A 19,044-nucleotide genomic window follows, 5' to 3' on the forward strand; every position below is an offset into this window, starting at 1 on the left:
GGAGGCTGGAATGTCATTCGCTGACGACGCTTTCGAATTGCGGCAGCGAACCCGCAAACCGCGGCCCTGCACCACCGGGGCGTGGCTGGCCTCGCTCGACGAACGCGACCGCCAAGCGCTCGACGCGCTGCTCGCCGATGGCCAGCCCATCGCCCATGTGTGGAGGCTCGCTGTGAAGTACGGCCTCGACGCCGCGGAGACCCGTTTCCGGGTGCATTGCCGCCGTGATTGTGGATGCTTCGCCAACGTGGAGGTTGCCGCGTGAGCCTGGCCGATGACGCCGCCCACCTGACCGGCCGCGACCCCATGAACAAGGGCTCGATCGACGTCACGAGCGACGGCGCGACCGTCAACAATGTGGTGGTCAATTCCCCGGTTAACGACGACTGGACAACCGTTTTCGCCCTGTTCAATCTGAACGCTGCCGAATTCGAGGTCGTAGACGACACGGTCCGAATGTCGACGTGGCAGCAGTCCAAGGCCGCCGACAACGGTACCCGTGACGCCATCCAGCTGTACTCCTACAGCGCCCGATTCCGGCGCCGCAAATCCACCGACATCTCCCCGGAGACGCTAGCCGGATGGCGCGACCACCTACGCGCGCAACCGCTGCCCACCCCGGCGGCGCGCCGCGACGGCAGCACTTACGTGATCCTCGTCGCCGACCCGCAACTCGGCAAGAAGGGCACGGAAGAAGCCGTCGCGAACTGGCGCCGCGGCATCGACGCACACCTAGCGCTCGCACGGTTCCACACTCCCGACCTCGCCGGCGTGCACATCGCGTACATGGGCGACGAGACCGAGGGCGTGTGCAACAACTACGGCAACCAGCCCCACACGGTCGAATTGAACATGTCGCGACAGCTCGAGCTGGACTTCGACCTGCGGGTGTGGACGATCAAGCAAGCCGCCATGCTCGGCCTGCCGCTGTCGGTGTCGTCGGTCATCTCCAACCACGGCGAATGGACCCGCAACGGCAGCAAGGAACCAGTCACCAGCCAAGGCGACAACGCCTCCACCCACATCGCCCGCCAGACCAAGAAGCTGTTCGACGAGCTCACCGAACACGGCGCCGCCCCGGCCATCGACTGGCACATCGGCGCCGGCGACCCCGCGATCACCCTGACCCTGTCGGGCGTGGACTGCTACTTCTCCCACGGCTACATCGAGAAGGGCCGCGGCTCCTCCAGCGAGACCCGCACCCGCAACGCGATCGAACGCCAAATCCTGGGCCGCACAGAACAACTCGGCGAGACCTCACTGTTTTTCACCGCCCACTACCACCACTTCTACTCCCAGGAATTCGAAGGCCGAACCCTCTTCGGCTGCCCCGCGCTCGAAGCGGAACGCTCCTCGGAGTACATGCTCAACCAGTACGGCGTGTGGTCACCCGCCGGGATGCTCGGCCTGATGGTCGGTGCACACAACCAGCGCGGCTGGTCGAACCTGAACGTTTTCTGACGGTTCCCGCCGCATTCCCCTCAACTTCATAGCGTCCGCCCGGATTCTGGCGCGCTCACACCCTTGGAGGTGGCATGGCGCTGCCCGATTTCGCTGGCAAATTCCCGCCGAAACCCTGGGATACCGCCCAGGACGGGTACTTCATCCACTCCGCATGGTGGGAAGGCGACACTGAGGCGCTGCAGGAGATCTACAAGCCCGGCGGGCTGGTCCCTGACCCGCGCCCATCGCAGTTCCGCGGTGGGATCGTCGGCCGCCTGGCCCGGTTCTGGTGGGGCCGCCCAGTCCTCCAGGAAGAGTCGACCCGCCTTCACATTCCGGCGCCGTCGGACCTGGCGACTACCAGCGCAGACCTGCTGTTCGGTCAGCCGCCGTCGTGGCTGTTCTCCGAAGGCGACACCAGCAACAACGAAGCCGCGCAGGACCGGTTGAACGCGCTGCTCGACGACGCGGACACGCTGGCGACGTTCCTCGAGGCCGCAGAGATCCAAGCCGCCCTCGGTGGTGTGTTCCTGCGCCTGTGGTGGGACCAGGAAGCCACTGACAAGGTCATGATCGGCGCTGTCGCACCCGACTGCGCTATCCCGCAGTGGCGCTACGGCCGCTTGTCGGCGGTGACGTTCTGGACGATCATCGGCAAGGACAAGCGCGGGACGTGGCGGCACTTGGAGCACCACGAGCCTGGCCGCATCGAACACGCCCTGTTCTGCGGGGACGACGACAACATCGGCCGCCGAATGCCGCTGGCCGAGATGGATGCCACCGCCTGGGCCGCTGACCTCGTCGACGCCGAATCGTCGATCCCGACCGGTGTGGAGGACCTCACCGCCTGCTACGTGCCCAATGTGAGGCCCGCCCGTCGATGGAGGAACGTCCCCGGGCTCTCCCCACTCGGGCGCAGTGACTTCGAGGGCGTGGAGCACCTGTTCGACGCGCTCGACGAAGCGTGGTCGTCCTGGATGCGGGATCTCGACCTCGCCAAGGCGCGCCTGTTCGTTTCCCAGGAACTGCTGGAGGACCAGGGGCCCGGCGCCGGTTCGATGTTCGACAAGGAACGCGAGATCTTCACCGCGGTGCCCGCCGACAGCGGTGCACTCAACGACGAGCACGGTACTCGCCTCGTCCAGGCCGAGCAGTTCGAGATCCGTGTCGAGGAGCACGCGGCCACCTGCGAGAAGCTGCTCAAGCAGATCTTGCGCGCCGCAGGCTATTCCGCCGGCGACTTCGACGAGGACGCCCAGACCGCGGCGATCACTGCTACCGAGGTATCGGCACGCAAGGACCGCTCCGCGCGCACCCGCTCCCGCAAGATTCTCTACTGGCAGGCCGCGGTGCAGCCGCTGGCAAGGGTCATGCTCGAACTTGACCGCATCATCTACGGCGGCGACTACACGATCACTGCTGACCCGGAGATGAAGTTCCCGGTCCGTGTCGACCAGGACCTGCTGTCGCTGTCGCAGTCGATCGCGAACTTCCGCGTCGCGCAAGCCATGTCGATCGAAACCGCGGTCCGGGAAGCACACCCGAACTGGTCCAACGACGAGATCGACGAAGAAGTGCAGCGGATCAAGGACGAGGTCGAGGTTCTGGTGCCCGACCACACCGGCGCGTTCGACCCCGCCGACGACGAGCAGGACCCCTTCGGCCAGCCCGCTACGAAGCCTGCCCCGACGAAGAAGCCGGACGACCGCGCGGAGGTCTGATGCCTCTGACCCCGTCCAACGGCGACCGGCACGCCATGCCGCTGGTCCGCCTGTATAAGGCGCTCGAGCTGGCGTTGTGGCGATGGATCGTGAAGGTCCTCGGCCTCGACGGCTTCGGACGCCGCTGGCTGATGAAGATCCTGATACAGCTGCCCCGATTCCGGGCCGGTGTCCGCAAGCTCGTCGACGACGCCGGCAACCGTGCGCCCGCGCTCGTGCGCCAAGCGATCGAACATGGTTGGGCGGACGGCGCCGCGGCGGCCCGCACCGACATCGGCAGCGACCGCGCCCACACCGACGACCGCATCACCAACCGGCTCGTCGATCGGGTTCTCGAAGCGCTCGACGCCGCGAACCGCGGCCTGCCCGCCGCGACCGAGGGCATCTTCCACCGCGCCGTCGACCAGGCCGCCGACGCTGACACCGCACAAGACCACCGCGACGCCCTGGACCGCTCCCTGCAGCAGGACGCGCGACGCGGGTTCACCGCGCTCGTCGACCCGCACGGCCGACGCCGGGAGCTGGTCGCCTACGTGGAAGCGCAGATCCGTGGCGCTGTGTCGGCCGCTGAAATCGAGGGCTACACACAGCAACTCGCTGCCGAAGGCCACGACCTGTTCGTCGTCTCCGACGTTCCCGGCGCGTGCGAGACCTGCAGGCCGTTTGAGGGCAAAGTCATCTCGATCACCGGCTCCACGATCGGCGCGATCACCCGCAACACCAGCACCAACCGAGCCGTCGCGGTCACAGTGATGTGTTCGTTGCGAGAAGCGATGGACCGCGGCCTGTTCCACCCGAACTGCCGCCACACGATCCGGGTGTGGACACCGGACAATCCGGCGCCACCACAAGCCGTGCGGGTCAGCGAACCGCAACGAGCCGCGCGCCGGGCCGTCGCCGCCGAATCCCGCGTCGCGCGAGTTCAGATGCGCCGCCGAGCAGCGTCCCTGCCCGACCGGGCGAATGCGCTCGGCTGGCCCGGCCGCAAGAAGCCCAACATGGTCAAGGTCGGCAAACTGAAGGTGCCTCGGTCTCGCTACGACCAGGCCCGCAACGCCACCGAGGTGGGGGAGCTGCTGGCCAGCCGGTTCGGGTTCGATGTGACCGGATTCGACACCCCCGGCGTCGACCTCGAAACCGCCCGCGAGTTCGCCCGCGCGATCGACAACATGCTGTCGAAATACGAGTACGTCGACCTGCGCGGCGTCCACATCTCCACCGATACCTCCGGCACGAACGCGTACGCCTGGACCGAGCCGCACCGTGACCCTTCCGGCGACTGGTACAGCGAAATCCACCTGAACATCGACTACGCCAGCGACCCGAAGCTGTTCGCCGCAGAAACTCGCGCCGACGCCGCGAGCGGCCACCACAACCCGAACTCGCACCTGCGACCCGCCTACAGCACCGCGATCCACGAGTTCGCCCACGCCCTGGACTTCAACACCCGCGCACAGGCCCGCAAACGCGTCGACGGCGCCCTGTTCCAATACTGGGCGCCCCGCTACTCGAACCCGAACGACAACTACTCGACCGCACGAGCCCAGATGAAACAGTGGGTCCGCGCGAACCTCTCCGGCTACTCGTTCGACGCCAAAGGCGACATCGAACCCGCCGAAGCGCTGGCCGAAGCGTTCGAGGACGTGGAAATCAATGGCGACCAGGCCAGCGAACCCGCTAAAGTCCTATACGACCTGCTCATCAAAATGTCACGGAGGACGCCATGAACATGCGCCGGCCTTCCGCGCCGCCTACCGACACCGAACTGCGCCGCCAGTTCGAGTGGGCGCTCGAGCAGGCACTGCAGGGCACCGGCCGCACCGGCTTGGCCCTCGACAGCACCGTGCAGGATGCGCTGCTGGCGGTCATGGACTCCGCTCCTGACGTGCCGGCGGATCTCGTCGCCGCGGCCCGCACTGCGTTCGCCGGCCAGCTGTCCGGCGCAAACCACCGATCTCGTGATGCCGAGCTGGAGAATCTGTTTCGACAGTCGCGCCAATCAGCCTGATTCGTAGGCTCGTGGTGTAACGGCAGCACAACCGACTTTGACTCGGTGAGTTCAGGTTCGAATCCTGGCGAGCCTGCTATCGGCCCGTGATGTAATCGGCAGCATGAGAGATTCTGACTCTCTTCGTTCAGGTTCGAATCCTGGCGGGCCAGCCAATGGAGAATTAACCGCCGCGGCGGCGGAACCGTCTTGAAAACGGATTGACCCCTTGACCGGGGTTGGGGTTCAACTCCTCAGTTCTCCGCTCTGAAAAATTGAAGACTTCCCGCTTATTTGCGGGTATTTCCGACCCCCAGTTCCGGCCTGTGGCCCTGGGGGTTTCGTCATTTCAACACCCGTATCTGGCCAGGTTGCCGACGGGTGTTTCTGCGTGTCCAGGAGGCACATTCATGGCTGACGAAGCCACCCCTCAGGAAAACACCACGACCGGAACCGACAACGCACCCGCCGCGTCGACCACGGAGACGGAAACCCCGGTTACCGGTGGCGATGATCAGGTCACCGAAACCACCGACGCCGACACCGAGTCGGCCAAGCCCGAAGCCGATCCCGAGATCGCTCGCCTGAACCGCGAGGTCGACAAGCTCCGCAAGGAAGCTGCCGCCAACCGCGTCAAAGGCAACGAGAAGGCCGAAACCGCAGCTCAGGAAGCCGCGAAGAAGGCCACCACCGAACTCGTGGAAAAGCTACGCGAAACCCTCGGCCTTGACCCGGCCGAACCCGACCCCGCCGAGCTACTCAAGGCCGCCGAGAAGCAGGCAGCCGATTTCGCTGCCGAACGTGACTCGTTCGCCGAGAAGCTCCGCGAATACGCACGCAAAGACGCTGTTTCGGCTGCCGCAAAGGCTGCTGACGGCGACCTCGACGCGATTCTCGACTCCCGCAAGGTGATCGAGGCCGTCAACAAACTCGACACGAATGCCGACGACTACCTGGCCCAGGTGGCTGAAGTCGTTTCTGCGGCCGTCGAATCCAATCCGAAGCTGAAGAAGACGGCTGCCCAGGTGGCGGCTCCTCGCAGCGGCGGAGACCTCTCCGGAGGCAATGCCGCGTCCAAGACGCGCGGCAATCCCACCGTCGATGAAATCCGTAAAGCGAAGCGCGAACAGCGCGAACGCGACGGGTTCTGAAATAGGAGCCCACGTTGGCTAACACTTTCCTGACGCCCGATGTTATCGCGCGTCAGGTTCTCGCGAATCTGTACGAGAACCTCGTCATGCTGCCGCTGGTCCACACCGGCTACTCCAGCGAATTCACCAACGCCAAGATCGGCGATACGGTCAACGTCCGCAAGCCGGCCGTTCTGACCGCGTCGCTGTTCAACCGCGCCAACGGCATCCAGATCCAGGATGCGACCGAGTCGAGCGTGCCCGTCAAGCTCGACAAGATCGCCGACGTCTCGCTCGAGGTCACCTCGGAGCAGGCGCTGCTGGAACTGGAGTCGATGGAGACCCAGATCGCCGCGCCCGCGGCCATGGCTCTAGCGCAGCACGTCGACCGCGCGATCATCTCCCACATCAAGACGAACACCACGCAGTTCGCGGGTGTCACCCCGGCCGGGTTCGAGTGGGACAAGCCGGAAGTCCTGATCGAGGCTGGCCGCCAGCTCGACATCAAGAATGTGCCCACCATGGGCCGTCACGCGGTTGTGGGCCCCACCGCCCGTGCCAAGTGGCTGAACTCGGATCTGCTGAAGCGCGCCGACCAGTCCGGCTCGACCGAGGCGCTGCGCCAGGGCTCGATCGGCCGCAACCTGTTCGGCGTCGATGCCTACATGACGCAGAACATCGTGCAGCCGGCCACGTCACCGGCGACGGGCCAGCCGACCACCGAGGTCGGTCTGTGCTTCCACGAGTCCGCGTGGACGTTCACTTCGGTTCCGATGCCGCGGCCGCTCGACGGCCAGCACTGGTACGCGATCGAGTCCTACAAGGGCATCAGCCTGCGTGTGACCCGCGCCTACGACCAGAAGTACAAGAAGGACGTCATCTCGTTCGACATCCTCTACGGCGTGTCGACGCTGGACGCCAACCGCTCCGTGCTGCTGCGCGGCCCGCTGCAGGCGTGACCCAATCTCCTCCGCGCCACCTGAAACGGGTGGCGCGGGGGAGTGGTTGCCTGCCATGTCTTTTGGAGAGCCGTAGTGCCCCATTTCTACCGATACCTACATGACCCGGAGTGGGTCATCGAGTCCGAGGCCGAACGTCCGGACCTGCTCGAATGGGCCTGGTGGACCGAGATCGAGGCACCGGCGAAGCCGAAGCCCGAACCGACTCCCGAGCCCGAGCCCGAGCCCGAGCCCGAACTCGAACCGGAGCCCGAGCCTGAGCCCGAACCAGCGGCCAAGCCTGCGGCCAAGTCGACCCGGCGCACCACCAAGGCGACCTGACCGATGGCCGTGCTGATCTACGCCGCACCCGACGACCTGATCGACGGCGACTGGCTGACCGGCACGGCGCCCGCAGACGCCGCGATCCTGCTGCTGTTCGCGTCGATCCTTGTGCGCCGCGCCACGATGTGCGACCACTACGACACCGACAGCACCGGGCTACCCGCCGACACCGTCATCGCCGAAGCGTTCCGGGACGCCACCTGCGCGCAAGCCGCCATGTGGTCCCTCGCCGGAATCAACCCGGTCGCCGGCACCGTTGGCCGGGAACTAGCCGTCGCCTCACAGACCGCCGACGGCGGCAGCGTCACCTACGGCGACTCGATCAGCGCCGACGAGATCGACCGGGCACTGTCCCGGCTGCACTCGGCCGCCCTGCTGATCCTGCGCAACGCCGGGCTCGCCTCCACGAGGCCCGACACATGGTGAACTACCCGACCCCCACCTACCCCGGCGGAACGATGCTCACGGTCATTCGTGGCGTCGCCCGCAACTGGGAAGGCGACCCCGTCAACGGATCGACCGCCGAGCACCAGATCGGCCCGTGTGACATCAAGTGGCACACCGACACCGAGGATTCCAGCAAGGGCGAGTTCGTCACAGTGACGGCACGGGTCACCGCACCGCACGGATCGGACATCCTCGACAGCGACCGCATCCGGCACCCCGACGGCCGAGAGTTCGTCATCGACGGCCAAGTCCGGGAAACCCCGAACCCATTCACCGGCTGGACCACCGGCGTCCGATTCACCATCGCGAAGGACGGCACCAGTGGAGTACGACAGCGCTGACTTCAACCTCGACCGCGGCTTCCTGCGCGACAGCGCCGAACTCGCCGCATTCCTCCAAGAGGTCGCTGAGCAGGGCGCCGACCGATGGGCACTGCGCAGCAGGTGGAGGACCGGATTCAACGCCACCCACACCGAGACGTTCGTTCAGCCCGACGAGCGCGGTAATCAGGAAGGCGTCCTCGTCGCGACCGGCCACTACGCCCGCTTCCGCGAGCACGGCACCCGCTGGAACCGCCCCGAGCACGTGATGCGCGACTTCATCCGAGACGTGGAGGGCTGATATGCCGTTGCCACCTTATCCGGAGTTCGACGAGGTCATGCGCGCACTACTCGGCGACATCGCGCCCGTCGTGACGTTCGAGTCCGACGAGATCGACCCGCCCTACATCTACGTCACCCGCGTCGGCGGGCGCGAAGACGGCGTTGCCGACAGCCCCGTGATCGACGTCGAATACGTCGCCGCGACCCGCGCCGAATCGAAGACCCTCAAAACCGCAGGCCAGGAACGCATCCGCGCCGCGGGCAACACCGCACCCGGCGGGTTCTTGATCGACACTGCCGACGAAACGACCGGCGGCCAGTACCTGCCGCCGCTGCAACGCGAGCTCCGTGGCGTCACCGCCACGGTCCGGCTGTCCTACCGCCGTCCCCGCGGCTGACACATCACCTCTGACACACCACCCGACGCCGTCTGGCCGCCGGGGCTCTGCGGTGTGCCCAAATCAAGGAAATCTACATGCCTGCAGTCACTTTCGACCAGGTCGCGAACTGGAACCCCAGCCTGATCCGGCGCCCGAACAAGGGCTTCGTCCTGATCGGCGACATGTCCGCGACCATCCCGGCGGCCTTCACCTCCGGCGTCTCCGCCGAATTCCAGGGCCTGTCCAGCGCCGGCTTCGAGTCGCTCGGCCTGATCGACAAGGCCGCCCCGCCCACCTTCACCCCCGAGGTCGAGAGCTCGGACGTGGAGGCGTGGGGTGCGCTCGAGCCGCCCCGCACCGACATCATCACCCGCAAGACGACCGTCGCGGCGACCATGCTCGAAACCAAGCGGCGCAACCTGGAGCTCTACTCCGGTGTCGACCTGTCCGCTGTCGTCGCGGACGCGACGACCAAGGAAATCCAGTTCAACGATCCGACCGCTCCGGAGACCCGCTACCACCGCGTGATCCTCGGCCTGGTCGACGGCGCTGGTGCGAACACCATCTACTACCTGCGGATCCTGCCGCGCGCCACCGTCACCACGGTCGGTGAGCAGCCGTGGGGCCAGGAGAGCGCGCTGGCCTACAACGTCACCTGGGCCGCGAAGATCGACGAGGACCTCGGCTACGCCGTCAAGCACGTCCTGTGCGGCCCCGGCATCGGCCCGCTCCTGGCAGACATGGGCTTCGCCGCGACCGCGTCCGTCCCGACGATCACCTCGCACCAGCCGGTCGGCACCTTCGCCGCGGCCGGTGGCGAAAGCGTGGTCCTCACAGGCCAGCACTTCACCGGCACGACCGGCGTCACCGTCGGCGGCACCGCTGCGGGCGACTTCACCGTCATCAACAACACCTTGCTGGCGATCACGACCCCGGCCAAGACGGCGGGCAGCCACAACGTCGTCGTCACCAACGCGACCGGCGCTTCCGCGAACTACGCGGTCACCTACGCCTGATCGCTCCCTGACTGCCGTCCCGCGCGTGATTCCTGGCCGCGCGCGGGGCGGCTCCCCCTTCCACATTCTTCGGCCAGGGCACAGCCAGGAGCGAAATCCCATGGCCTTCACCCCCATTCATCTCGTCGCACCGGACGGCCGCAGCTACCTCGTCGGCTCGGCCACCGAACGCGAGCAACTGCTCGCGCGCGGCTACACCCACGAGCCCGCGCCCGCCCCGGCACCCGCGCCCGCGCGCGAGACCGACCGCAAGCCGGTCGCCAAGCCGGACCCCAAGACCAGCAAGTAACCCCCTCTGCCAGGAGAAACACACATGGCTGTCAAGAAGATCATTCCCACCGCGAAGTCACGCTGGGCGAAGATGCGCGACGAAGCCCGCGCCAACCACAAGCCGTCCGCTCCGTACCTGTTCGACGCCGTCGATCCGCCGATCGAGATCAGCGCCCCCGACACCGTCGAGCGCGTCACCGCGCTGGCCGAGCTCGTCGACGGCAAGGGCGAGTTCGAGTACAAGGTGCTGCGCCGGCTGGTCGCCGTGATCTGCGGTGACGCTTTCGACCGCGTGTGGGCCATCGTCCAGGACGAGCCCTTCGAGGTTCTGTTCGCGCTCGTCTCCGACATGTCCGACCACTTCAACGGCGTTCCCGGTGACGAAGCGGGTGACGATCTGCCGGGGGGCGCCTAGCCCTCGTGCTCCTCATCGAGGAGTACGGGGAAGAGATCGAATTCGACTTGCAGCAGCGCCTCGGCGTCGACCTTGGTGACTACTTCCGAGGTCGACGGCCGTGGCAGCAACTGATCAGGTTCCTGCGGCGGTTGCCGATGGATTCCTGGTACCAGTCCGCGCTGGCGATGGACGAGGAAATCGGCTGGGCTCGCGCGCAGCGCAAGCTGCCGGACAAACCGGAACCGCTTTCGCCACAGGGCTACTCGCTCGAGGTCCTGACCATGGTCCGCCAAAACGAGCTGATCAAAGAGCTGCTGCGGGTCCTGCCTGCCGTGTTCGGCGGCAAGCTCCCGCCACCATTCCCACCCGAACCGCGCCCGCAATCGGCGGAGCAGCGGTTCCGCGACGCCATCGAAAAGATCGAGCTCACCGACGCGGTGAACGCGATTCTCGGCGACGCAACCAACTGAACAAGGCGGTGCGCCCGTGGCGATCCCTGGCGACTACAAAGCGGGCTCCGCCTACCTGACGCTCAACCCGCGCCTGGCCGACCAGTTCCGCGCCAAGGTGAAGACGCTGATCAAACCGATCAACGAATCACTGTCGGTCACCGTGAAGCCGCAGCTGGCGACCGGGTTCCGCGCTGAACTGAAAAGCCTCGTCAAGACCGCGGCGGATGCTTCGGCGGCGAAGGTCCGGTTCACCCCCGAGCTCTCGCCGAAGTTCCGCACGACCCTCAAGGCCGCCGCGAAGCTGGAAGGCCAGAAGGCTGCCGCGAAGATCTACTTCACACCGGAGCTGAAGGCCGGATTCACCACGGCGCTACGCGGCAAGGTCAACGCTGCCGCGGCCGGTGTCGAGGCCACCGTGACGGTGAAGCTGTCCGAAGCCGGTCTCCGACAGAAGATCCGCGGCCTCAAGGCCAGCCTGCCGGCGGCCCAGCTGAACGTGAAGTTGGACTTCGCTCAGGCTGTCGCTGATCTCGAGGCGTTCCGGGCGACCGTCGCAGCGACCCCACTGTCGCTGAACGTCAACGCCGACACCAGCGCCGCGGTGGCCCAACTGCTCGCCCTGCGGACCCTCGCCTCCCAGGTCGGCGACCGCATCAACTCGATCAGCGGCGCCAACGTCGGCCGCACCGCCATTCGCCTGACTGGCAACATTTTCACCCGCCCGATCCGGGCCATCCGGCTGCAGGTCGAACTCGACCGCGCGTCGGTCACCCGCGCCGAAGCCGAGCTGGCCAACGTGGTGTCCCGGCTCGAGCTCGCCCGCCGCCAGCAAGGCGACACCCTCGACCGGCTGACACTCGCCGAGCAACGCCACGCCGAAGTCCTCGCCAGCAGCAACTCCAGCCTGTCCCAGCGCACCGCCTCCACTCAACGCCTCGCGCGCGCCCAACGGGACCACGCCGACGCCACCGGCCGCCTGTCCAGCCTCATGGGCCAAGAAGCCGACGCGAACGACCGCCTCGACCGCGCCCGCAGCCGCCAGGGCTCGCTGATCAGCTCACTGTCGGCCGCGTGGTCCGGATTCCGGTCCGCCGCAGTCGACGCGATCTCCAGCGCGGCCCGCAACCTCTTCTCCTTCTCCTCGCTCGCCGGCATCGCGAAGGTCGCCCTGATCGGACTCGCCGCGGTCTCGCTGATCCCGCTGATCGGGCAGCTCGCCCAAGCGGCGGGCGTTCTCGCCTTGCTCCCGGCAGGCGTGACCGCGTTCGGCGCGGTCATCGCCACGGTCGTGGCGGGCATGTCCGGTATCGGTGACGCGTTCGACGCGGCGAAGAAGGTTTCCGACGGCGCCGCGAAACAGGCGGAGTCGCAGGCGAAAGCTGTGGCGTCCGCCCAGAAGCAAGCCGAATCGGCTGCTCGCGGTGTCGCGTCCGCGCAGCGCGGCGTCACCTCCGCTGAGAAGGGTGTTCGAAGCGCTCAAAAGGAGTCGCTGGCCGCGCAGAAGGCGCTCACCACCGCACGCAAGGACGCCCGCAAAGAGCTCGAGGACCTCAACCGGCAGCTGCGCCGCACCAAGCTCGACGAGCAGGGCGCCGCGCTGTCGGTTGCCGAGGCGCAGGAGGACCTGAACGAGGTCCTGCGCGACTCGTCGTCGACGGCGACTGAACGCGCCCGCGCCCAGTACAACCTGGACAAGGCGCTCCAAGACCAAGAGGACACGCTCCGCAATTCGGCTGAGCTGGCTGAGAAGACGACCGAGGCCAACGCCAAGGGCGTCGAAGGCAGCGACCAGGTTGTCGCGGCGAAGGAACGCGTTTCCGAGGCCGCGGAAGGCGAAGCCGCAGCACAGCAGGCCCTGATCGACGCGCACCAGTCGCTTGCCGACGCGCAGCAGCAGCTCGCCGAGGCGAACGAGGCTGTCGTCAAGGCGATGAACGACGGCGGTGACGCCGCCGAGGAATTCGCCCGCAAGATGGCGAAGCTATCGCCGGCCGCGCAGGACTTCGTCAAGAAATGGCTCGAGGCCAAACCGCTGCTCAGCAGCCTCGGTGACGGCGTCCAGGAAAACCTGTTCGACAAAATGGGCGACTCGGTGAAAAGCCTGGTCACCAAATGGATTCCGACGCTGGAAACCGGTCTCGGCAGGATCGCCACCGGCATCAACGGCGGTATCCGGCGCGCGTTCGCCGACTTCGAATCCGAGGCGACGCGCAGCAAGCTCGAGTACATCTTCGGCAAGGTCGCCGACTCCATCGGGCCGATCATCGACGGCATCCGCGACATGATCCAGGGCTTCCTGTCCCTGGCCCAGGTCGGCTCCGACTTCATGCCCTCGGGCGCGCAGGGCTTCGCGGATCTGATGGCGCGGTTCCGTGAATGGGCGGAATCGCCTGAGGGACAGCAGAAGTTCAAGGACTTCATCGACAAGAGCCTCGCCGCCTTCAACCGGCTCAAGGACCTCGTCATCGAGGTCGGCCGACTGGTCGGCGCGATCTTCTCCGGCTCGGACGAGACCGGCGAAGACATGCTCACCGACATCACCAACAAGCTCAAACTGTGGGCTGACTGGCTGAAGTCTCCCGAAGGCCAGCAGGCGGTGAAGGACTTCTTCGCTGATGTGAAGGACACCGCTGACGCGATCGTCCACGCCATCGAGAAGATCATCTCGCTGATGGACAAGGTCGGGAACTCGGCCGCGGCCAAGACCCTTGGCGGGATCTTCAACGACAAGAAGACCGTCACCGACGCCAACGGCAATGAGGTCGAGGTCGACAAGACCTTCGGTGACCGCGTCGGCGAATACGTCGGCGGTCTTGGAACAGCCCTCACCTACAACATCCCGGTCAAGTTTGCCCTCGAATGGGTGTCTGACGGCTGGGGGGCGGTGGGCGATCACTGGGAGCGGTTCACCACCAGCTTCAGCGAGCACTGGGGCCGGTTCACCGCGGACCTGGGAGTCGGCCGAGACCGGATGGTCGGCTGGTTCGGCGATATCGGCACCGCCGCGCTGGACAACCTGAAGACCAACGCGACGGATGCCCTAGGCACGCTGCGCGACACCGTGCCCGGCCTGGTCTACAAGATCCGAGAGCTGAACGACGCGGTCACCATCAACTGGTCCGCGATCGGCTCCACGATCCTGTCGAAAGTCGACGAGATCATCGGCATGACCGGCATCGGCAAGCTGAAATCCGAGGCCGGCGCCCTGGTCGAATTCTTCGGCAACCTGGTCGGCGACATCGGCATGAAGTGGTCCGACCTGCCCGGCAAGCTGTCTGGCCCGATCAACACCCTGATCGACGCCCTCAACTCACTGGGCGAGATCTGGAACAAGGTTGCATCCAAGCTCGGCCTCCCCACCTGGGAGCCGATGAGCCACGTCGGAACCTCCGGCAGCAACGATCCGTTCGCCGGCCGACCAACCCGCCCGGAAACCGGCGGCCACGTCGGCGGCCGTTGGATGGGTGGCCCCGGCGGTCCTGTGAAGGGCCCTGGCGGACCGAAGGACGACAAGGCGGGCTTGTACCGGCTGTCCAACGGCGAGCACGTCTGGACCGCAGCGGAAGTCGATGCGGTGGGCGGCCACGACGCCATGTACAAGATGCGCGCCGCGGCCCTCCACGGTGGCGGCCAGCAGTCCCAGCAGACCACCGATGGCGCCCCCGGCTACGCCGATGGCGGTGTCGTGTCCACCTCGGACCCGCTCGACCCGATCCAAGCGCAGCTGTGGGACCTGGTGCGCTCGGCTATCCCGAGCGCGATCCTGACCTCCGGCAAGCGCTTCACGGACGTGGGGTCCGGCTACGACCTGCACATGCAGGGCAAGGCAATCGACCTCGCCGGCCCCATGGACGAGATCGCCCGCTGGATCTACACGACGTACCCGCAGAGCGCGGAACTCATTCACTGGCCGCTCAACGGCTGGCAGAACCTTGACGAGGGCGCCCCTCACGACTTCGGCGCCGCGACGAACGCAGCCCACACCGACCATGTCCATTGGGCCGCAAACGATTTCCTCGGCAACCTGTCGGATGAGGAGAAGGCTTCTATCTTCTCCCGCATCGGGTCCGCGCTGTCCAGCGCGGTCAACAGCGGCAAGAACGCGCTCGCGAACAAACTGCTGTTGAACCCGCTGCGCGCCGCGGCGAACAGTGTGCCCGAACTCTCCGGATTCGGTGACTCGGGCAAGATCCCGCGAGCCTTCGCGAAGAAGCTCGTCGAGGGACTCGCATCGCGTGTTCTCGGGTCCGGCTCATCCGGCGGCGGCTCAGCGGACTGGAATCCGTCTGCAGGTGCTGAGCAGTGGCGACAGATGATGATCGACGCCTACCGCAAGCAGGGCTACGAACCGACCCCGGAGAAGATCGACGCCTGGGTCCGGCAGATCGATACCGAATCCGGTGGCGATCCGAACATCGCGCAGCAGATCGTCGACGTCAACGGCACCGGCGAATCGGCGGGTGTCGGCCTCGGCCAGATGATCCCGAACACCTGGCAGGCATACCGCGACCCGTCGCTACCGGACAACCGGCGCGACCCGTGGGCAATGACAAACGCCATGGTCCGCTACGGCGAGCAAAAGTACGGCGACCGGCTCCTCGACGTCATCGGTCGCGGCCACGGCTACGACCAGGGCGGCATCTTCCCCAACGGCACCTTCGGCTGGAACACCAGCGGATTGCCCGAGGCGGTGCTGACGAACCCGCAGTGGCGGATGTTCCAGGACTTCGTCTCCGGCATGACCAACCAGGCGCCGCAGACCCTTGAGGGGCCCGCGGTCACCGGAGTCGGCACCGGCACCGACGGCACGGACTCGTCGAGCAGCAGCTCGTCGAGCAGCACCGGCCTGGACACGTGGGAATCGCTCGGCACGAAGGCCACTGAACGGTTCGGCGGCGCGTTGAACGCGTTCGTCGAAGGCCAGTTCGAAGACGGCCTGTCAGTAGTCGGCGCCCCGGACCCGCGCGACATCCCGATCTACAGCGCGGGCAAGGACTACTACGACACCTACACCAGTTGGGCGAATTCGAAAGCCGCTGGCGCGGATTCGACGTCCACGTTGGCCCAGTCCGGCTACTACCAGGCCGGGCAGTACGCCGGCGGTGGTGAAGCCGACACGGTGACCACCACGACGGACATCAGTGGCGGCCAGATGTCGTCGACGTCGGTCGACAACACCACCAACATCTACATCCAGACCAGCGATGTCGCCGAGGCGTACCGCAAGGCCGAGCAGGTCCGTGATCTGCGTGCCTTGACGACCACGGCGCGAGGGAGCTGAAACCACCTTGCAGCGTAAGTCTGCCAAGGTCGAGGTCTTCGGAGTGGATGACCAGCATTTCGTGATCAACGGTCCCGGCGCGTCGGAAAAGCTTTTCCTCGCTACCGATGTGAAAGGCATCTACGACGCGCCGGTCACCACGAAGTACAAGTCGTCCGCATTCCAGCGTGGCTCGACCTATCTCGGCAAAAAGTATGAACAGCGCGACATCACGATGGGCGTGCATATCAAGGGCGAGGATCCGGCCGATTGGCAGAGCCTCGACTCGCGTTGGCGGCAGGCATTCGACTACGAGCCGGACCCGTTCAATCCGGCGTCGAAGCTGACGAAACTGTCTATCACCACCGATACCTCCGGCAGCCGGTCGCTGTATGTGGCTCTGTCGGAAAGCCCGGTCGGTGAAGCAAAGCATGACCCGCATTTGACGCGGACCTCACTGCTGCCGATGACGCTTGTCGCCCCGCAACCGTTCTGGTTCGAGGACAAGGCCGAAACCGAGCCCTACGACTATTTCGAGACCGGTTCATCCGGCACCTCGGAAGGGTTCGTGACGATCGCGAATCCGACCGATGTTCCGATGTACCTGAAATGGGTCGTTACCCGTGGTAAGTGGACGCTACCGGACCGGCAGCTACTCGGCCCGAAGCATGCACGGATCCCGACGGGGGAGTGGGCGAACCGAAAGATCGTCCTGCCGGAGTTGACCACGTTGAACGGCGGCGCCCGGATTGATGTCGACCCGATGCGGATCATGATCCGCGATTTCACCGACACCAACCTGATCGGCCTCATGAACGGCATCCGATTCATGTTCAAGGTCCCGCCCTACACCCAGCCGCAGGAGGTGCCGGTGAAGGTCGAAAACGCGCCCGTCGGCGGCGCCCGCGTCGAAGTGTATTGCCCGCGCCGCTGGACCCGCCCCTGGGGGCTACACGGGGAGCTGCGCTAACCAATGACTGACCTCACCACCCTCACATTGAAAGAGCAATGTGAGGCGATTTGGGCTGCCACGATCGCCCAAGAAGAAGCCGAAGAGCGCTCCCGCCGGGAACCGCCCCTGATGCGGATCTGGGACGGCGATTGGCATTTGCATGGGGTGCTTTCAACCGAGTACTCGGCCGAATTCACCTGGATCGACAACGCTGCCGGTTCCGGCCTGACCGAGATCCCGTTGGATGACCCGATCGCCCGCTGGATCTGGTCCGTGAAGGACCGGATTGAAAACGGCGAGAAGCGCAACGTGCACATCACCGTAGATAAAGACGGTGCCCGCTGGTCGGGGCGTTTGCATGACCACACCGTCGAAAAGAGAGAAGACGGCACTCGCGTATTGGTTGTGCGCTGGATGCACGACATGGAGACGCTGCGTTACTACCAAATTTGGAGTAACCCGTTTTTCCCTGCGGCCCTGCAATTTCCCCGCACGTTTATCCTGGCAGGACCCAGTATTTGGTGTCTAAAGACAGCGCTGTTCCTGAATATTATGAGGGAGCAGGAATCGGTCTGGCACCTACCTGACGACCCGATGAATCAAACGTCATCCGGGCCCGGAATGTCGAATTGGTCAGTGGTTGTCAAACCCACCACATTCGCCGACGACATGAACGCCGGAACCCTCTGGGCGGTGCCGTACTCGCGGTGGAAGTACTTCCACGACATGGCCGACCAGATCCTGGAAGACTCGCAGCTTTCAATCGTCTGCCGCCGCTACATCGAAACCGACGACGAACAACCGATCGAGGGCGAAACGCTCCGCAACGGCTGCCTCGTCATCGATATCGTCGACCAGTCGGGCTACTACAACGACACCTCCAATGGAGGTGACCCGTTCCTAGGTTTGAAACGCACGTTCGCGCAATTCGCCGAAGACTTCATCGACTCCGTACAGGAACCCGTCGTCGACCCCGTCGTGCCCGACAGCTACAAAATCCCGGGCCAGAAACTCACCGACAAAACATGCCCGTACGTCGTTTACTACGAAGGCGACGAAACCGGTATCGAGTCGTCCAAGTTCATTTACACACCGGCCACCGCGATGCAAATCAACTGTGGCGGCACCTCAATGCCTGGCGTAAACGAACTCATTTCCGCTGGAATTCAGATGGCGGGCGATTTGGTCGCAATGATGATTGGCGTACCGCCGGTAGGTGGGGCTTTGGACGCCATGCTCCAGCCTTTGTATAAAGATACGATTTTGGCCTGGGTTTCGCTGCCTTCTAACGCTCGCGTAGCCAATTCTGGATGGTCCCGATACTGGGAATACTTCCAAACTGGCGCGGATCGCGCCTATACCTTGGCTACCCTCGCAGCACTAAGGACAGGATTCCACGAAACCCGGTCTTGGTTCAGCCACGAGATCCTGATCCGAGATGGCGCGCCGTGGTCCATCGGCGATAACGGCAAGGGTCATTTCTTCATTGGCGACCGCATCGGCGCATCCATTGCCGGGGACTTCACGAACCAAATCTACATCGACCGTGTCCGTGAACTGACCCTCGCCTGGGACCGCGACAGCCTCCCCGAATGGAAACCCATCATCGGCGAGAAAGAGAAGAACAAAGACAGTGGCGCACGCGCCCTCGGATTCATCTCCGACATCTTCGCCGCAGTCAAAGAACTCGGTGTCACGAAATAG

At 65.4% G+C, this 19,044-nt stretch carries 19 protein-coding genes and 3 tRNA genes; all 22 read left to right on the forward strand.

Features of this window, described 5'->3' with window-relative positions:
• Nucleotides 1-10: 10 nt before the first annotated feature.
• The 22 genes from AB0L91_RS34110 (at nucleotide 11) to AB0L91_RS34215 (ending at nucleotide 19,044) form a co-directional block, all read left to right on the forward strand.
• Nucleotides 11-265: a hypothetical protein gene (locus tag AB0L91_RS34110; RefSeq protein WP_365016913.1), complete on the forward strand. Its 255-nt coding sequence runs from the start codon at nucleotides 11-13 to the stop codon at nucleotides 263-265.
• Entirely contained in the window at nucleotides 262-1,461 is a 1,200-nt protein-coding gene (locus AB0L91_RS34115) for a hypothetical protein (RefSeq protein ID WP_365016915.1), read from the forward strand. The genes AB0L91_RS34110 and AB0L91_RS34115 overlap by 4 nt, the downstream gene beginning before the upstream one ends.
• 74 nt (nucleotides 1,462-1,535) lie before the next feature.
• Nucleotides 1,536-3,164 (forward strand): phage portal protein, encoded by a 1,629-nt coding sequence (locus tag AB0L91_RS34120; protein WP_365016917.1) that lies wholly within the window; start codon nucleotides 1,536-1,538, stop codon nucleotides 3,162-3,164.
• Nucleotides 3,164-4,891 carry a phage minor capsid protein gene (locus AB0L91_RS34125; RefSeq protein ID WP_365016919.1) on the forward strand — a complete coding sequence of 576 codons (1,728 nt, stop codon included), beginning with the start codon at nucleotides 3,164-3,166 and terminating at the stop codon, nucleotides 4,889-4,891. The genes AB0L91_RS34120 and AB0L91_RS34125 overlap by 1 nt, the downstream gene beginning before the upstream one ends.
• On the forward strand, nucleotides 4,888-5,172 hold the full coding sequence (locus AB0L91_RS34130; RefSeq protein WP_365016921.1) for a hypothetical protein: 285 nt from the start codon (nucleotides 4,888-4,890) through the stop codon (nucleotides 5,170-5,172). The genes AB0L91_RS34125 and AB0L91_RS34130 overlap by 4 nt, the downstream gene beginning before the upstream one ends.
• A 5-nt stretch (nucleotides 5,173-5,177) precedes the next feature.
• A tRNA-Gln gene (locus tag AB0L91_RS34135) sits at nucleotides 5,178-5,248 on the forward strand.
• Between the two features lie 4 nt (nucleotides 5,249-5,252).
• A tRNA-Gln gene (locus tag AB0L91_RS34140) sits at nucleotides 5,253-5,327 on the forward strand.
• Nucleotides 5,328-5,329: 2 nt separating this feature from the next.
• A tRNA-Ser gene (locus tag AB0L91_RS34145) sits at nucleotides 5,330-5,416 on the forward strand.
• 145 nt (nucleotides 5,417-5,561) lie between these two features.
• Nucleotides 5,562-6,302 carry a hypothetical protein gene (locus AB0L91_RS34150; RefSeq protein ID WP_365016923.1) on the forward strand — a complete coding sequence of 247 codons (741 nt, stop codon included), beginning with the start codon at nucleotides 5,562-5,564 and terminating at the stop codon, nucleotides 6,300-6,302.
• Nucleotides 6,303-6,316: 14 nt separating this feature from the next.
• The gene (locus AB0L91_RS34155; protein WP_365016925.1) at nucleotides 6,317-7,240 is read left to right on the forward strand and encodes a P22 phage major capsid protein family protein; all 924 of its coding nucleotides are present in this window, start codon (nucleotides 6,317-6,319) and stop codon (nucleotides 7,238-7,240) included.
• Between the two features lie 75 nt (nucleotides 7,241-7,315).
• Nucleotides 7,316-7,561 carry a hypothetical protein gene (locus tag AB0L91_RS34160; RefSeq protein WP_365016927.1) on the forward strand — a complete coding sequence of 82 codons (246 nt, stop codon included), beginning with the start codon at nucleotides 7,316-7,318 and terminating at the stop codon, nucleotides 7,559-7,561.
• Nucleotides 7,562-7,564: 3 nt separating this feature from the next.
• A complete protein-coding gene (locus AB0L91_RS34165; protein ID WP_365016929.1) occupies nucleotides 7,565-7,990 on the forward strand; it encodes a hypothetical protein in 426 nt (141 codons plus the stop codon).
• Complete coding sequence (locus AB0L91_RS34170; protein ID WP_365016931.1) at nucleotides 7,984-8,352, forward strand: hypothetical protein; 369 nt, start codon at nucleotides 7,984-7,986, stop codon at nucleotides 8,350-8,352. The genes AB0L91_RS34165 and AB0L91_RS34170 overlap by 7 nt, the downstream gene beginning before the upstream one ends.
• Entirely contained in the window at nucleotides 8,333-8,632 is a 300-nt protein-coding gene (locus AB0L91_RS34175; RefSeq protein WP_365016933.1) for a hypothetical protein, read from the forward strand. Before AB0L91_RS34170 ends, AB0L91_RS34175 begins: the two co-directional genes overlap by 20 nt.
• A gap of 1 nt (nucleotide 8,633) precedes the next feature.
• Entirely contained in the window at nucleotides 8,634-9,011 is a 378-nt protein-coding gene (locus tag AB0L91_RS34180; RefSeq protein ID WP_365016934.1) for a hypothetical protein, read from the forward strand.
• 77 nt (nucleotides 9,012-9,088) lie between these two features.
• A complete protein-coding gene (locus tag AB0L91_RS34185; protein ID WP_365016936.1) occupies nucleotides 9,089-10,009 on the forward strand; it encodes an IPT/TIG domain-containing protein in 921 nt (306 codons plus the stop codon).
• A gap of 100 nt (nucleotides 10,010-10,109) precedes the next feature.
• Nucleotides 10,110-10,298 carry a hypothetical protein gene (locus AB0L91_RS34190; RefSeq protein ID WP_365016937.1) on the forward strand — a complete coding sequence of 63 codons (189 nt, stop codon included), beginning with the start codon at nucleotides 10,110-10,112 and terminating at the stop codon, nucleotides 10,296-10,298.
• A 24-nt stretch (nucleotides 10,299-10,322) separates the two neighbouring features.
• Complete coding sequence (locus AB0L91_RS34195; RefSeq protein WP_365016939.1) at nucleotides 10,323-10,694, forward strand: hypothetical protein; 372 nt, start codon at nucleotides 10,323-10,325, stop codon at nucleotides 10,692-10,694.
• Between the two features lie 5 nt (nucleotides 10,695-10,699).
• Entirely contained in the window at nucleotides 10,700-11,146 is a 447-nt protein-coding gene (locus AB0L91_RS34200; RefSeq protein ID WP_365016941.1) for a hypothetical protein, read from the forward strand.
• A gap of 16 nt (nucleotides 11,147-11,162) precedes the next feature.
• Nucleotides 11,163-16,409 carry a hypothetical protein gene (locus AB0L91_RS34205; RefSeq protein WP_365016943.1) on the forward strand — a complete coding sequence of 1,749 codons (5,247 nt, stop codon included), beginning with the start codon at nucleotides 11,163-11,165 and terminating at the stop codon, nucleotides 16,407-16,409.
• Between the two features lie 43 nt (nucleotides 16,410-16,452).
• Nucleotides 16,453-17,358, forward strand: a complete 906-nt coding sequence (locus AB0L91_RS34210; protein WP_365016944.1) for a hypothetical protein — start codon at nucleotides 16,453-16,455, stop codon at nucleotides 17,356-17,358.
• Between the two features lie 3 nt (nucleotides 17,359-17,361).
• Complete coding sequence (locus tag AB0L91_RS34215; protein WP_365016946.1) at nucleotides 17,362-19,044, forward strand: phage tail protein; 1,683 nt, start codon at nucleotides 17,362-17,364, stop codon at nucleotides 19,042-19,044.

Source organism: Nocardia sp. NPDC051833, from assembly GCF_040681225.1.
GTDB lineage: Bacteria > Actinomycetota > Actinomycetes > Mycobacteriales > Mycobacteriaceae > Nocardia.